Source organism: Rothia nasimurium, assembly GCF_928392795.1.
GTDB classification, from domain to species: domain Bacteria; phylum Actinomycetota; class Actinomycetes; order Actinomycetales; family Micrococcaceae; genus Rothia; species Rothia nasimurium_F.
Window position 1 is genome coordinate 1 of the sequence record NZ_CAKMTJ010000010.1, and the last position, 15,584, is coordinate 15,584.

At 60.8% G+C, this 15,584-nt stretch carries 11 protein-coding genes; 10 read left to right on the top strand and 1 reads right to left on the bottom strand.

Features of this window, described 5'->3' with window-relative positions:
- Positions 1-596: 596 nt before the first annotated feature.
- The 7 genes from L6963_RS10315 (at position 597) to L6963_RS10345 (ending at position 6,531) form a co-directional block, all read left to right on the top strand.
- Complete coding sequence (locus L6963_RS10315) at positions 597-845, top strand: HGxxPAAW family protein (RefSeq protein ID WP_237206886.1); 249 nt, start codon at positions 597-599, stop codon at positions 843-845.
- Positions 846-1,032: 187 nt separating this feature from the next.
- Positions 1,033-1,860: an indole-3-glycerol phosphate synthase TrpC gene (gene trpC / locus L6963_RS10320; RefSeq protein ID WP_237206885.1), complete on the top strand. Its 828-nt coding sequence runs from the start codon at positions 1,033-1,035 to the stop codon at positions 1,858-1,860.
- Positions 1,861-1,953: 93 nt separating this feature from the next.
- Positions 1,954-3,306 (top strand): tryptophan synthase subunit beta, encoded by a 1,353-nt coding sequence (gene trpB, locus L6963_RS10325; protein WP_237195772.1) that lies wholly within the window; start codon positions 1,954-1,956, stop codon positions 3,304-3,306.
- On the top strand, positions 3,306-4,154 hold the full coding sequence (gene trpA, locus L6963_RS10330; RefSeq protein WP_237206884.1) for a tryptophan synthase subunit alpha: 849 nt from the start codon (positions 3,306-3,308) through the stop codon (positions 4,152-4,154). The genes trpB and trpA overlap by 1 nt, the downstream gene beginning before the upstream one ends.
- Positions 4,155-4,164: 10 nt before the next feature.
- Positions 4,165-5,073, top strand: coding sequence for a prolipoprotein diacylglyceryl transferase (gene lgt / locus L6963_RS10335; RefSeq protein ID WP_237206883.1), 909 nt, complete (start codon positions 4,165-4,167; stop codon positions 5,071-5,073).
- Positions 5,074-5,240: 167 nt separating this feature from the next.
- Positions 5,241-5,693 carry a hypothetical protein gene (locus L6963_RS10340; protein WP_237206882.1) on the top strand — a complete coding sequence of 151 codons (453 nt, stop codon included), beginning with the start codon at positions 5,241-5,243 and terminating at the stop codon, positions 5,691-5,693.
- Between the two features lie 421 nt (positions 5,694-6,114).
- A complete protein-coding gene (locus L6963_RS10345) occupies positions 6,115-6,531 on the top strand; it encodes a hypothetical protein (RefSeq protein WP_237206881.1) in 417 nt (138 codons plus the stop codon).
- Positions 6,532-6,610: 79 nt separating this feature from the next.
- Here L6963_RS10345 and L6963_RS10350 read toward each other — a convergent pair whose 3' ends face one another.
- Positions 6,611-7,633, bottom strand: a complete 1,023-nt coding sequence (locus tag L6963_RS10350; RefSeq protein WP_237206880.1) for an aminoglycoside phosphotransferase family protein — start codon at positions 7,631-7,633, stop codon at positions 6,611-6,613.
- 182 nt (positions 7,634-7,815) lie between these two features.
- Here L6963_RS10350 and adhP point away from each other — a divergent pair, with 182 nt between their 5' ends.
- The 3 genes from adhP to L6963_RS10365 all read left to right on the top strand — a co-directional run bounded on the left by adhP (position 7,816) and on the right by L6963_RS10365 (position 15,581).
- Positions 7,816-8,859 carry an alcohol dehydrogenase AdhP gene (adhP, locus tag L6963_RS10355; RefSeq protein ID WP_237206879.1) on the top strand — a complete coding sequence of 348 codons (1,044 nt, stop codon included), beginning with the start codon at positions 7,816-7,818 and terminating at the stop codon, positions 8,857-8,859.
- Positions 8,860-9,424: 565 nt separating this feature from the next.
- Positions 9,425-14,125: a glutamate synthase large subunit gene (gene gltB, locus L6963_RS10360; protein ID WP_237206878.1), complete on the top strand. Its 4,701-nt coding sequence runs from the start codon at positions 9,425-9,427 to the stop codon at positions 14,123-14,125.
- Positions 14,118-15,581, top strand: a complete 1,464-nt coding sequence (locus L6963_RS10365) for a glutamate synthase subunit beta (RefSeq protein WP_237195789.1) — start codon at positions 14,118-14,120, stop codon at positions 15,579-15,581. Before gltB ends, L6963_RS10365 begins: the two co-directional genes overlap by 8 nt.
- The last annotated feature ends 3 nt before the right edge of the window (positions 15,582-15,584 follow it).

The window sequence follows — 15,584 nt, forward strand, 5'->3', positions numbered from 1 at the left end:
GCTGAGGTCTAGGCCTTGTTCTTTGGCTTGGGTGATGAGGTTTTGGGCGAGTTGGTGTTCTGTTGTCATGGTGTTATTTTCTCCTGTTGGGGTTGGGAGGGTTTACACCGTTTTCCTGACAGTCCCGTTCCCGGTGCAACACCGACCGGAGCTACCCGCGCTGCTGTAGCTGGGGCCTGCTCAGGTTCGCTGGTCTGTGTAGGAGCTGCTGATGGGCTGGAGGTTTCTGCGACAGGGGAACTAGCCTCAGCTGTTACAACTACGGTAGAGACGGACGGCTGTGGCTGCGCTGTGTCAGCGTCATTGATCGTGATACAACCGGATAACCCAAGAATGCTCGAAGCGAGCAGGGTAGCCCAAAGTCGGCGTGGCGTGCTCATAGTGACCTTTAGTGTGTGCGAGTGTGTACATTCAGTATAAGTTCAGTAACCTGCCATAAGACACTGAGCAACCACCATATTTTTAGGAAATCTTCCGTACAGCCCGTGACATGCTGGGTAAATAGAGAAAGCATCTCATAAGATAGAGATAAGCACCCGTGTGCTCAGCGCCCATACACCGGCGAGCGCACGCCCACACACTACAAGGAGACTCACATGGCACAGCAGACCGTTGAGATGGTCCCCGACCTGCCCTACAACAACCACGGCAACACCACCGCCTCATGGGCCATGGTTATCATCATGATTGTCGGTTCAATCATCGGCGCCGTCGGCTTCTGCATCTCAAACACCCCCATCTTCGTTGTCGGCGTTGCCATCATCGCCATCGGCGTTGTCGCCGGTATCGTGCTCCGCTCAGCAGGCTACGGCCAGGGCGGCAAGCACACCAAGTACCACCACTAAACTCAAACCCACCCGGGTGAGGTTAGAGAAGGGGCACCCCGCACAGGCGCGAGGTGCCCCTTACCGTTTCTTCACACTTGTTCTCACCCGGTGAACCCGTCTGGCAAACGTTCAGCCACCTGAGCGATACTAGAGGGGCACCACCAACCCAACCTGCGCCGTCCGCGCACCAGCACCAAGGGGCACCATGACCGTACTTGACGACATCATCGTAGGCGTCCGCGAAGACCTCGAAACCCGCCGCGCCGCCCTGCCACTGGACGAGCTCAAGCAGCGCGCCGCCGCCCAGACTCCCGCGCTTGATGCCCTAGCTGCCCTGCGCGGCGCTGAGGAGGGAAGCGTCGAAATCATTTCCGAGGTCAAGCGCTCTTCCCCCTCAAAGGGTGCCCTCTCAGACATTCCCGACCCTGCCGAACTGGCTGCCGCCTACCAGGCCGGGGGAGCAGCCGCTATTTCGGTACTGACCGAAGAGCGCCGCTTCAAGGGAACCCTGGCTGACCTGGATGCCGTCCGCGCTGCCGTCAGTATCCCGGTCCTCCGCAAGGACTTCACCGTGGATGAGTACCAGATTTGGGAGGCCCGCGCCCACGGGGCTGACCTGGTGCTCCTCATCGTCGCGGCCCTGGACGACGACACCCTGCGCCGCTTCCTCGACCTCACCCACGAACTCGGCATGAACGCCCTGGTCGAAACCCACACCCCCGAAGAAATCGAGCGAGCTGTTGCAGTGGGAGCCCGTATTGTGGGCGTGAACGTGCGCAACCTCAAGACCTTAGAGGTCGATAACGCCAACTTCAGCAAGCTAGCCCCCCTGCTGCCCGCAGACGCCATCATCGTGGCAGAATCCGGCGTTGCCAGCCCCGAGGACGTCGCCGACTACGCCTCACACGGCGCCAAGGCTGTGCTGGTGGGCGAGGCCCTCGTAAAATCTGGCACCCCCACCGAGACCCTGCGCGACTTCCGCGCAGCCGGCGCCCAGGCCCGTCAAGCCTGGCTGGGTTCTACGTCTTCCTAACCCCGACCGTCCCTACCTCATGTGAGCTAAGGCGGGCACAGCCGTCCGCACCTCACCCAGAACTTTACGACCAGCCCACCGAAGGGAAACCCCATGACTGAAACCCTCGCAGATCAATTCCTGGCCTCGGGCCAGAGCCTCAAAAACGCGCCCGGCCCCTACTTCGGGCAGTACGGCGGGCGCTACATGGCAGAATCCCTGATCGCCGCCATGGACGAGCTCGAAGCCACCTTCAACGAGGCTAAAAACGACCCCGAATTCCTAGCCGAGTTCCGCCGCCTCTCGGCCGAATACTCCAACCGCCCCTCCCTGCTGACCGAGGTTCCCCGCCTCTCCGCTGAAGCCGGGGGAGTACGCTTCTTCCTCAAGCGCGAGGACCTCAACCACACCGGGTCCCACAAAATCAACAACGTCATCGGCCAGGCCCTGCTGGCTAAGCGCATGGGCAAGACCCGCCTCATTGCTGAGACCGGGGCAGGCCAGCACGGGGTTGCCACCGCCACCGCAGCCGCCCTCTTCGGCATGGAATGCGTGGTCTACATGGGCGAAGAAGACACCGAACGTCAGGCCCTGAATGTTGCCCGCATGCAGCTGCTGGGCGCAACCGTCATCGCCGTGCAGACCGGCTCCCGCACCCTCAAAGATGCCATCAACGAGGCCCTGCGCGACTGGGTATCCAACGTCGACACCACCCACTACCTACTCGGCACCGCAGCCGGTGCCCACCCCTTCCCCGCCATGGTGCGCTACTTCCACGACGCCATCGGCACCGAAGCCCGCGAACAGTTCCTCGAAGCCACCGGCACCCTACCCACCGGCATCGCAGCCTGCGTCGGCGGCGGCTCCAACGCCATCGGCCTCTTCCACGCCTTCCTGGACGACGCCGACGTCAAAATCTACGGCTTCGAAGCCGGCGGCGACGGAATCGACACCGACCGCCACGCAGCCACCATCAACCTGGGCCGCCCCGGCATGCTCCACGGCGCCATCACCTACCTCATGCAGGACGAGGACGGCCAAACCATCGAGTCCCACTCCATCTCAGCAGGCCTCGACTACCCCGGCGTCGGCCCCGAACACGCCTACCTCTCAGACATCGGCCGCGTAGACTACCAGGCCGTCACCGACACCGAAGCCATGGACGCCCTGCGCCTGCTCTGCCGCACCGAAGGCATCATCCCCGCCCTCGAATCGGCCCACGCGCTCGCAGGTGCCCTGCGTGTTGCTAAGGAGTGGGCGGACGCGGACCCCGCCACCGCTCACGAAAAGTCCATGATTGTCTGCCTCTCCGGCCGCGGGGATAAGGATATGGAAACCGCCCTCAAGTGGTTTGGCCTGGGCAAGGCTATTCCCTCGACCAGCCTGAACGTGGGGAACAAGGAAGCAGCGGCAGAAACCGCCTCGCAGAACGATACGACCGCACAGAACGAAAGCAAGGGTGCCTAATGAGCCACATCGATTTTCAGGACGAAACCCGCTACTCCGTGCGCAAGGGTAGCTTCCCTGCCCCCAATCCCGACTCCAAGCTGGCCGCCCGCCTTGCCGAGTGCAAGGCTGAGGGGCGCGCTGCCCTCATCGGCTACTTGCCGGTGGGCTACCCCAGCGTTGACGAGTCTATCGAGGCTGCCATTGAAATGGGCCGGAACGGGGTCGACATTATCGAGCTGGGCCTGCCCTATTCAGACCCGGTCATGGACGGCCCCGTAATTCAGCGGGCCACCGTTGAGGCCATTGAGAAGGGCTTCCGCACCGATGATCTCTTTCGTGCGGTCCGTGAGATTACCGCCGCCACCGATGCTGTGGTGCTGGTGATGACCTACTGGAACCCCGTGCTGCGCCGCGGTGTCGACCGGTTCGCTGGGGAGCTGGCTGCAGCCGGTGGTGCGGGTCTGATTACCCCCGACCTGGTTCCCGATGAGGCCGCTGACTGGTTTGAAGCGTCCGAAAAACACAGCCTGGACCGCATCTTCCTGGCAGCTATTTCATCTAGCCCTGAGCGTTTAGCCCTGATTTCGCAGGCTTCGAGCGGCTTTGTCTACGCTGTCTCGGTCATGGGCGTGACTGGTGCCCGCTCGTCGGTGAACACCGCCGCAGAGACCCTGGTTTCTGACCTGCGTGCCGCCGGTGCCCCCGCTGCCTGTGTGGGCCTGGGGGTGTCTAAGCGTGAGCACGTTGAAGAAATCGGTGCCTACGCCGACGGCGTCATCGTGGGTACTGCCCTGGTGAAGGCTCTGGCTGAGGGCGGCCCGTCCGCTGTGGGCGCCCTGACCCGCCAGCTGGCCGGCCGCGAGTAGGGTAGGGGCTGTGACTTCAACTGTTCTTGCTTCTATCCCCTCGCCGTCGATCTCGACTATTGAGCTTGGCCCCCTGACCATCCACTTCTATGCCCTCTGTATTTTGGCGGGCATTATGGTGTGCATGTGGCTCACCGGCCGCCGCTGGGCCGCCTGGGGTGAGGACCCTGAGAGGGTCTGGGACGTTGCCATGTGGGCCATTCCCTCCGGCATTATCGGTGCCCGTCTCTACCACGTGCTGATTACCGATCCCGGCTCCTACTTCGGTGAGGGCGCTGACCCGCTTGATGTCTTCAAGATTTGGGAGGGCGGTATCGGCATCATGGGCGCGATCTCGGTCGGCGGCCTGGGCGCCTGGTACGCCTGCCGCCGCTACGGCATTTCGTTAGCTAAGTTCGCGGACGCCGCCGCCCCCGGCATCATGATCGCTCAGGCTATGGGCCGCTGGGGCAACTGGTTTAACCAGGAGCTCTTTGGCAAGCCCACCACCCTGCCCTGGGGCCTGGAAATTTCGGCCACATCGCCCAACTTCCCTGACCAGTACCCGGCGGGCACGCTCTTTCACCCGACTTTTCTCTATGAGTCCCTGTGGAACCTACTCGGCGCGGCCCTGCTGATCGCCCTGGGCCGCCGCGGTATCTTCCAGCTGGGCCAGGTCTTCTGGGCCTATGTTGTCTGGTATGGTTTCGGCCGCCTGATGATCGAGACCTTCCTGCGGATTGATACCGCTGAAATGTTGCTGGGGGTTCGTATCCACGTGTGGACTTCTGGTTCTATCTTCTTGCTGGGCATCGTCATGTTCGCGCTGATGGGGCTACGAGCGCGTAGGCGCGGTGAGCTCCCGGGTGCCTATAGGCAGGGCGCTGTCGTGCCCGGCGCGGACGAGCCCGCCCCGGCGTCCGTCCGCTCCGGCAACTAGCACACAAGCATAGAAACTAATCCGCATTTATTCTGAAAAGTCCGCAACTAGGTGCGGGTACATCAGAATAAGTGCGGATTACTTTTTGCGTTGGGTCGGTACAAGATTGATATGTCTACTTACTAAATGGTAGGCTAGAAGTAGTCAGCTTCACAGAGGAGGTAATCATGAGGTATTCATCTTTCCCAAATCTCACAACGGTTCCGGCGTATCTGCTGTCTTCTACCATATGGGCGCTGGCAAGTTACGGGCTGCTTGTCTCATTAGGAACAGTATTTTCTTCGCGATTTTTCCAGCCCGGGCTAATGATTTTGTTCGTTACCTGGTGTGGTATCGCGATGGCGTTCTTGGCTCTACGCCACCAGGTCAAAGCTGAGCGTGAACAAGCAGATGGTGCAAAGCGCCGTGGATATTTCGACTCCTGGCTGCCGGGTAACCCTGTTGAAGCTGTGGTGGCACTGCTTATATATGGTTGTGCTGTCAATGGTGCTGTATATGTCATTGCGTCAATGGCCGGAGTAGATTTCACCTGGGTCACGGCGCTCTTGGGGCTGGTGGCAGCGCTACCGGTTGCCGCTGCTGGTTTTAACCGAAACCTGGCTCGCGGTGGTAACTCCTAACCAGGGCACCCAATCCGCATTTATTCTGAAAAGTCCGCAACTAGTTGCGGGTACATCAGAATAAGTGCGGATTACTTTTCGCCCCGGGCCAGTCTGGTGTTGCTCTCGGGCTTACCACCTGCGACGGCTGGCTTAGACCCTACTCTTTTTCTCTTGACCCTACGGATTATCTCGGGGCGAAGAGAGAAGGGGTAGGGTCTTGTTGTATCACTTGACAAATTGATATGTTTGCTTATTAAAAGGTAGAGTAGAGGTACGTATTATGTCAGCGCGTCTACGATTGGCGCAGATTTCACCTGGTTCACGGCACTCATGGGGTTCGTAGCAGCGCTTCCTTCCGCCGTTGCTGGTTTTAACCGAAACCTGGCACAGTGGGAGCGTAACGAATACCAGTAGGTGCGATAAGAGATGGTGTGTAGATATGAAGCGACAGCGCTTACAAATGCTTGGGCTAGCGGGAATGATGCTCCTGTCTGGCTGCTCCGCGTCTGAATCCGGTGTTGATGCGGTGAACCTGGAACCCCCGGCGGGCGCTTATGCATGGACTCCAATTACGAAAGGTTTTGACCATTCAGAAATAACCCTCTCCCTTGTGCAGGGTAGAGCGTATGTCATTAATGCTCAATGTGGCGGTGAAGAGGGTGCCGGCTTTATTATCGATGTTTCTTACGAAGATGGTACGTCTATTGCTAGCTATCAGCTTCAGCGCCCACAGCAAATTAATGAATCTTTAGGTGTGACTAGAGATGAGCGAGTAACTATGGCAGTTTCTGCACTAGGCGGAAAAGACCTACCCACACATAACTCGTATGCGGCTATTCTGGGTGAGAGTGAATAGCACCTACACACTAGAATCTGACCCGCACTTATTCTGAAAAGTCCGCAACTAGTTGCGGGTACATCAGAATAAGTGCGGATTACTTTTCGCCCCGGGCCAGTCTGGTCAGCAGGGCGGACGCGCGGTGGGCCCGCATATTCACCAGCGATGAGTTCGTAGAGTCACTGGGCTTCTGCATCGAAGCGTAGAGATAGTAGCCCGCTAGCGCGACGACATTGGCCTTCAAAAACTCAAAGGGAGGGCGGCCGGACGCCGGAATCAGCTCCCTCACCTCGGTGAGGCTCAGGCTAGGGTTGGCAATCAGGGCGTCCGTCGCTACAGAAGCGACGTCATAGTGGGGATTGCCCACCGTCGCCCAGGGCCAGTCAATCAAAACTGCTTCACCAGTGGGGCGAATCAGAATATTGTCGCCCCGCAGGTCCGTATGTACATAGGAGCTTCCTGCCAAGTGGGCAACTAGATGCTCATCGACAAAGGCGGCAAAGTCGGCAGCCTTCCGGTTGATAAAGGGTAGTAGTTGTACTAGCTGCTGGTAGGAATCAGTGGCCTGAACATAGACCAGGTGCTCCAGAGTCACACCCCGAGCGAGTTTGTGCCAGAAAATGAGTTCCTCGGTCAGGTCCGCTTCAGTGGTCGGCAGCTTGAGCTCCGTGTTCACAGGAACCCGGCTCATACCGTCCAGGGCCCGAAAAACGGCAGCCAGTTCCTCTCTTCGCCAGGGGTATTCTGGGTGCCGCCCCTCGATATCTTCCAGAAGCAGGGCAACCCAGGCTGTGCCGTCCGCCCCTGAAAAATCACGGGTGGCGAGGACGGCCGGGGTCGGGGTGTTGCTAGGGAAGGACGCGGTGATGCGGCCCTCCTGTCGGTGCAGGGCAGCTGTTTGTGGGTGAAGGGTGGCGTCAACAGCCTTAAGGAAAGCCCTGCGCCCTGTGCGGGTGACCAGGCGGTCTGCGGTGCCCAGGCTGAACCCACCGCTTTGCGACTCAGCTCCGACTACGGCGTCACCTAGCTCTTCTTCCACCCAGGCCTGCACGGAATGAGGGAGGTCTGCCCAGGTAGCACGTTTGCTGGTGGCTACTGCGGATGCGGTCTGGTTACTCATGGCTCCAGTGTAGCTATCGGGCGCTGCTAATGGCGGCACATCCCCCCTTTAGTGCTCTTAGTGCAGTTTGCACCGTAACAGAGCAGAAAAAAGCCTAGAGCTCTGGCACCTGACCGTATTCAACACCTAGGCTTTAAGTGAGCCACACCACCCAATCTGGTTTACTTTAAAGGAGCTATCACATGGCCACCATGAAAGCCGTTGTTGTTTCTGACCGCCTCGATGGAACCGTAGACATCAAGGATGTGCCCGTACCTGAAGTAGGGCACGGGCAGGTGCTTGCCAAGATTGAATACTCGGGCATCTGCCACACCGACCTGCACGTAGCCGCCAGCGATTTCGGCGAAAAGCCCGGTCGCATCCTGGGGCATGAAGGTGTAGGTGTCATCACTGAAGTCGGCCCCGGTGTAGACCATCTCAAGGTAGGCGACCGCGTCTGTGTTCCCTGGTTCTTCAAGGGCTGCGGCCACTGCGAATACTGCACCGATGGGCGTGAAACCTTCTGCCGCTCCGTCATCAATGCCGGCTACACAGCAGACGGTGGCATGAGCGAATACACCCTGCTCTATGCTGACTACACTGTTAAGGTTCCCGATGCTCTCGACCCGGTTGAGGCAACCTCCATTACCTGTGCCGGTGTGACCACATATAAGGCCGTGAAAGAATCAGGCGTCCGCCCGGGGCAATGGATTGTTTGCTTTGGTGCAGGCGGTCTGGGCAACCTCTCTGTGCAGTACGCCAAGAACGTCTTTGGGGCTCAGGTTATTGCGGTTGACCTTAATGAAGACAAGCTGCTGCTGGCTAAGGACAGCGGGGCAGATGTGGTCATCAACGCTAAGAATGTCGAAGATGTCGTGGAAGAAATCAAGAACACCACCGGCGGGGCTGGTGCCCACGTTGCGGTGGTCACCGCGGTAGCAAAGGCTGCCTTTAATCAGGCTGTTGATTCCGTCCGCGCCGGTGGCACCGTAGTTGCTGTTGGCCTGCCCACCGAGTCTATGGATCTCAACATCCCCCGCCTGGTGCTAGACGGTATCAAGGTGCAGGGCTCTTTGGTGGGAACCCGTCAAGACCTGGCAGAAGCTTTTGAATTCGGTGCCCAGGGGCGTGTTAAGCCCGTGGTTCAGCTCCGCCCGGTCGAAGATGCCCAGGCTATCTTTGATGAAATGCATGCCGGTTTGATTAACGGACGCATGGTGCTCGACTTTACCGGCGCCACCCGCTAACTTACCTATCTGATCAGTGGGGTTCTGGAATGTTTCAGGGCCCCACTTTTCTATCCTCTATGTGAAATACCTGTCTCATTTTGCGAGATTTAAAGTTTCAAGTCTGTTTCAATTAACCACCCCCATGTAACAATGAACCCTGCATAATTACGAAAATTATTCATGTTCTAATTCGGTTTTCCCTAGATTGCACAGGGTAAGAATCAAGCAAAAGACGCTATCTAGTAGGGGAGTAGCTCCCATCTTTCCCATGCAACCTACAGTTGCCTGTTGAATCTTTACACGCAGGGGCGTATAAATTTACACATACGTAACGAAGTCTCTAGAGACTGATGGAAGATTGCTCTCGCACCTACCCGAATGCGAGGCGAACCGCAGGCTCAGGCCCCCACCCGGGCGTCCTTGAGTCACCACACGCTCCATCGTCACAGCGAGGCGACCACCGACATCTTGTGCTGCAAGGGAGCGGCTAAACCGCAGGCGTCCTGTGCCATCAGCTCCCGCGCGCCAGCCGTTTAGCCCACTCCACCGGCACCAGAGCCCAACGTAAGTAGGAACGGCCCACATGAGTCACACCACGCTCGGCAGTGCAGTCCACGCCGATAAGACCTTCACCCAGGACCCCCACACCCTCGGGCACGCCCCTTCACCCTTCACCACCTTTGCTTCCATTCCCGAGGCTACCGGGCTTTACAGCCCGGAGAATGAAAAGGACGCCTGCGGTCTGGCCATGATTGCCACCCTGCGCGGCACCCCCGGCCACGACATCGTCGATCACGCGCTGACAGCCCTGCGCCGCTTGGAGCACCGCGGTGCTGTGGGCGCGGACGAGGGTACCGGCGACGGTGCCGGTATTCTGCTGCAGATTCCCGATGCCTTCCTGCGCGAGGTCGTGGACTTTGAGCTGCCCGAACTCGGTAAGTACGCCGTGGGTACCGCCTACCTGCCCACCAGCGGTGAAAACGCCGAAGAGCTCAAAGAGGGCCTGACCCACATTGCCCAGCGCGAGGGCCTGCGCGTGCTCGGCTGGCGCGAGGTGCCGGTCAAGGCAGATATCGTCGGTAAGGCTGCCCGCGAGGTCATGCCCTACTTCGTACAGATGTTCATTGCAGAGGCATCCGGCGAAGACCTGGACGCCGTCAACACCCCCTTTACCGGCCACATCCCCGTCATTAACCTGGACGAAGATTCAGAGCGCCGCCAGCTCGATCAGAAGGCTTTCCGCGTGCGCAAGCGGGCCCAGCACAAGCTCGGCGTCTACTTCCCGTCCTTCTCATCGCGTACCATCGTCTACAAGGGCATGCTGACCACCGCGCAGCTTGAACCCTTCTACCCGGATCTCTCCGACCCGCGTTTTGCCACCAAGCTGGCGATCGTCCACTCGCGTTTCTCCACCAACACCTTCCCCTCCTGGCCCCTGGCCCAGCCTTTCCGCACCATTGCCCATAACGGCGAAATCAACACGGTCAAGGGCAACCGCAACTGGATGCGGGCCCGCCAGTCCCAGCTCAAGTCCCCGGTGCTGGGCCGCAACCCCGAAGAGCTCTTCCCGATTTGCTCCGTGGGCGCTTCTGACTCCCAGAGCTTCGATGAGGTTGCTGAACTGCTGATGCTCTCGGGTCGCTCGGCTGCGCAGGTGCTCATGATGATGGTTCCTGAGGCCTGGGAAAACCACGAAACCATGGACGAGGACCGCCGCGCCTTCTACCGCTACCACTCCTCCCTCATGGAGCCCTGGGACGGCCCCGCCGCGATTGCTTTTACGGACGGCGACAACGTCGGCTCCGTCCTGGACCGCAATGGTCTGCGCCCCGGCCGCTACTGGGTCACCGACGAGGGCCTGGTCATTCTGGCCTCTGAGGTCGGCGTGGTCGACATGCCCGAAGAGAAGATTGTTGAGAAGGGCCGCGTTTCGCCCGGCAAGATGTTCTTCGTAGATACCAAGGCAGGACGCCTGGTGCCCGACGAAGAGGTTAAGGCAGCGGTTGCTGCCGAGCAGCCCTGGAAGCAGTGGGCCGATGAGAACATCGTCGACCTGGCCGACCTGCCCGAGCGCGAGCACATCCGCGCCTCCCGTAAGTCGATCCTCAAGCGTCAGCAGACCTTCGGCTACACCGAAGAAGAGCTGCGGAAGATTCTCGCCCCGATGGCCAAGACCGGTGCTGAGCCCATCTACGCCATGGGCACTGACACCCCCATTGCGGTGCTGTCCACCCGCCACCGCCTGCTCTTTGACTACTTCGTGCAGTCCTTCGCCCAGGTGACCAACCCGCCACTGGACTCCATCCGTGAAGAGCTGGTGACCAGCCTCAAGACCTCTATCGGTGCCGACGGCAACCTGCTGCGCAACGGCCGCGTCAAGGTCCAGCACGTAGGGCTCAACTTCCCGGTTATCAATAACGACGAGCTCGATAAGATTGCCCACATCGAGGACGAGGACGGCATGCCCGCCGCTCTCAAGGTCAGCGGCCTCTACCCGGCTCACGGGGGAGAAGAAGCCCTGCGCGCCCGTATCGCTGAAATCTGTGAAAAGGTTTCTGCCGCTGTAGAACGCGGCGTGCAGTTCCTGATTCTTTCAGACCGTAACTCCAACGGCGCCTGGGCACCCATCCCGTCCTTGCTACTGACCAGCGCCGTCCACCACCACCTGCTGCGCTCAGCTACCCGCACCAAGGTCGCTCTGATTGTTGAAGCGGGCGATGTGCGCGAGGTACACCACGTTGCCACCCTGATTGGCTACGGTGCCTCGGCAGTCAACCCCTACCTGGCCATGGAATCAGTAGAAGAGCTGGTAGCCCAGGGCGAAATCACCGGTGTGACCGAGTCTGAAGCGGTCTACAACCTCATCAAGGCTCTGGGTAAGGGCCTGCAGAAGATTATGTCCAAGATGGGTATCTCCACCGTCTCCTCCTACTGCGGTGCGCAGACCTTCGAGGCTCTGGGCCTTTCCCAGCAGGTCGTTGACCAGTTCTTCACCGGCACCCACTCCCAGATGGACGGTGTGGGCCTGGACGTCATCGAAGCTGAAACCCGCAAGCGCCACCACGACGCCTACCCCGACGACGGCGTCTCCGTGCCCCACCGCGCCCTGGAAACCGGCGGTGAGTACGACTGGCGCCGCGAGGGCCCGCCCCACCTCTTCAACCCCCAGACCATCTTCCGTCTGCAGCACTCGACCAAGACCCGTCGCTACGACATCTTCAAGTCCTACACCAAGCTGGTTGACGACCAGGCCAAGGACCTGATGACCCTGCGCGGCCTCTTCACCTTCACCGAAGACCGCACCCCCATCTCCATCGACGAGGTTGAGCCTGTCAGCGAGATCGTCAAGCGTTTCTCCACCGGTGCTATGAGCTACGGCTCTATCTCCAAGGAAGCCCACGAGACCCTGGCAATTGCCATGAACCGCCTGGGCGCTAAGTCCAACACCGGCGAGGGCGGTGAGGACGTCGACCGTCTGCTCGACCCCGAGCGTCGCTCCGCTATCAAGCAGGTAGCCTCCGGCCGCTTCGGCGTCACCTCCCTCTACCTGACCAACGCCGACGACATCCAGATCAAGATGGCCCAGGGCGCTAAGCCCGGTGAGGGCGGCCAGCTCATGGCTCAGAAGGTCTACCCCTGGGTGGCCAAGACCCGTCACTCCACCCCCGGTGTCTCCCTGATTTCGCCCCCGCCCCACCACGATATCTACTCCATCGAGGACCTCGCCCAGCTCATCTATGACTGCAAGCGGGCTAACCCGTCCGCCCGCATCCACGTCAAGCTGGTGTCTGAAATCGGTATCGGCACCGTGGCCGCAGGCGTGACCAAGGCTAAGGCGGACGTCGTGCTCATCTCGGGCCACGACGGCGGCACCGGTGCAGCCCCGCTCAACTCCCTCAAGCACGCAGGTGCCCCCTGGGAGCTCGGCCTGGCTGAAGCCCAGCAGACCCTCATGATCAACGGCCTGCGCGACCGCGTCGTCGTCCAGGCGGACGGCCAGCTCAAGACCGGCCGCGACGTCATCATCGCCGCCCTGCTGGGCGCCGAAGAATACGGCTTCGCCACCGCACCCCTGGTCGTCGAAGGCTGCATCATGATGCGCAAGTGCCACCTGGACACCTGCCCCGTGGGCGTCGCTACCCAGAACCCCGACCTGCGCGCCCGCTTCACCGGCCAGGCAGACCACGTGGTCAACTTCTTCGAGTTCATCGCCGAAGAGGTGCGCGAATACCTGGCTCAGCTGGGCTTCCGCACCCTGGACGAAGCTATCGGCCACGCCGAGGTGCTCGACATGTCCCAGGCCATCGACCACTGGAAGGCCGACGGTCTTGACCTGACCAAGGTGCTCACCTCCACCGCCGTCGAATACGAGGGTCAGGGCATCCGCCACCTCAAGGATCAGGACCACGAACTCGACCAGCATATCGACAACACCTTCATCGCAGCCGCCCAGGCAACCCTGAGCGACCGCACCCCGGTTGCTATCGACTCGCCGGTGGTCAACACCGACCGCTCCGTGGGCACCATGCTGGGCCACACCGTCACCAAAACCTTCGGTATTGAGGTGCTGGACCACGACTCCATCACCCTCAACCTCACCGGCCACGCGGGCCAGTCCCTGGGCGCCTTCCTGCCCCAGGGCATCACCATCCGCCTGACCGGTGACTCCAACGACTACGTGGGCAAGGGCCTCTCCGGCGGCCGCATCATCGTGGCTCCGGACGCGGCAGCCCCCCTGGTTGCCGAAGAGAACGTGGTTGCAGGTAACGTCATTGGCTACGGCGCTACCAGCGGCGAAATGTTCATCCGCGGTATCGTCGGTGAACGCTTCTTAGTCCGTAACTCAGGGGCAACCGCTGTCGTTGAAGGTATTGGCGACCACGGCTGTGAGTACATGACCGGTGGTAAGGCCCTAATCCTGGGGTCAACCGGCCGCAACTTCGGTGCGGGCATGAGCGGCGGTACCGCCTACGTGCTCGACCTCGATATGACCAAGGTCAATAAGCAGTCCCGCGAATCCGGTGAACTCGGCTTCCTTGAACTCTCTGAGGACGACCGCGCAGAGGTCGCCCAGCTGCTGACCCGCCACCACACCGAGACCGGCTCGACCCTGGCGTCCGCCCTGCTGGAAGACCTGGAGGGCACCTACGCCCGCATCACCAAGGTGCTCCCGCGCGACTTCGCCGCCGTACAAGCTATCCGTGCCGAGGCCGAAGCCGCCGGCGAAGACACCGAATCTATGCAGGTTTGGAACAAGATTTTGGAGGTGACCGCTCGTGGCTGATCCCCGCGGTTTTCTGAAAGTAACCACCCGTCAAGACCGGCCTAAGCGCCCCGTGCCCGTGCGAATCCTGGACTGGAAGGAAGTTCAGGTCGCCCAGAATTCGGCTGTGCTCAAGACCCAGGCCTCCCGCTGCATGGACTGCGGTGTTCCCTTCTGCCACGTCGGCTGCCCCCTGGGCAACCTGATTCCTGAATGGAACGACCTGACCTGGCGGGAGCAAACCGAAAAGGCCGTTGAGCGCCTGCACGCGACCAACAACTTCCCCGAGTTCACCGGACGCGTCTGCCCGGCTCCCTGCGAAACCTCCTGCGTGCTGGGTATCAACCAGCCCGCGGTGACCATCAAGCAGATTGAATACACCATTGCTGAGCAGGCCTTCGAGGGCGGCTACATCGAGCCCATTATGCCCGACCGCATGCTCGATAAGACCGTGGCAGTGGTCGGTTCAGGCCCCGCCGGTCTGGCAGCTGCCCAGCAGCTGACCCAGGCAGGCTTCACCGTCGCCGTCTTCGAACGGGACGATAAGGTGGGCGGTCTGCTGCGCTACGGTATTCCCGATTTCAAGCTAGAAAAAGATATCGTTGACCGCCGAATTGAGGTTATGAAGGCCGAAGGAACCCGCTTCCGCACCGGTGTTGAAATCGGCAAAGACATCACCTGGGATGACCTCAAGCGCCGCTACGACGCCGTCATCGTGGCCACCGGCGCCACCGCCCCGCGCGCCCTGCCTATTCCCGGCGCTGACCTGGAGGGCGTCCACTATGCCATGCCCTACCTGACCGAAGCCAACCGGGTGGTAGCCGGTGACCTGGAAGCCCCGACCATCAACGCCGCAGGCAAGCACGTCATTGTGCTGGGCGGTGGCGACACCGGCTCCGACTGCATCGGTACCGCCGTGCGCCAGGGGGCAGCCTCCATCACCACCCTGGCTATCGGCAAGAAGCCGGGTGCCGAGCGTCCGGAAAACGAACCCTGGCCCATGTTCCCCAAGGTCTTCGAGGTCTCCTCCTCCCACGAAGAGGGCGGCGAACGCAAGTACCTGGCCTCCACCGTCGAATTCGTGGGCGAAAACGGTAAACTCACCGGCCTCAAGGTCGCAGAAACCGAATACCTACCCGACGGCCGCCGCGTGCCCAAGGCCGGCACCGAACACGTCATCCCTGCTGACCTGGTCTTCCTGGCCCTGGGCTTCACCGGCCAGGAAAACGACGCCATCACCACCCAGGTCGGCGCAGAACTCGACCGCCGCACCAACGTGGCCCGCGACGAGAACTACATGACCAACGTCCCCGGCGTCTTCTCCTGCGGCGACGCCGGACGCGGGCAGTCCCTGGTCGTCTGGGCTATCGCCGAAGGACGCGCCTGCGCCGCAGCCGTCGAAAAGCACCTGACCGGCTCCACCCTGCTGCCGGCCCCCGTCGCCCCCAGCGACCGGGCGATTGATTTGGCGCTCTAATAA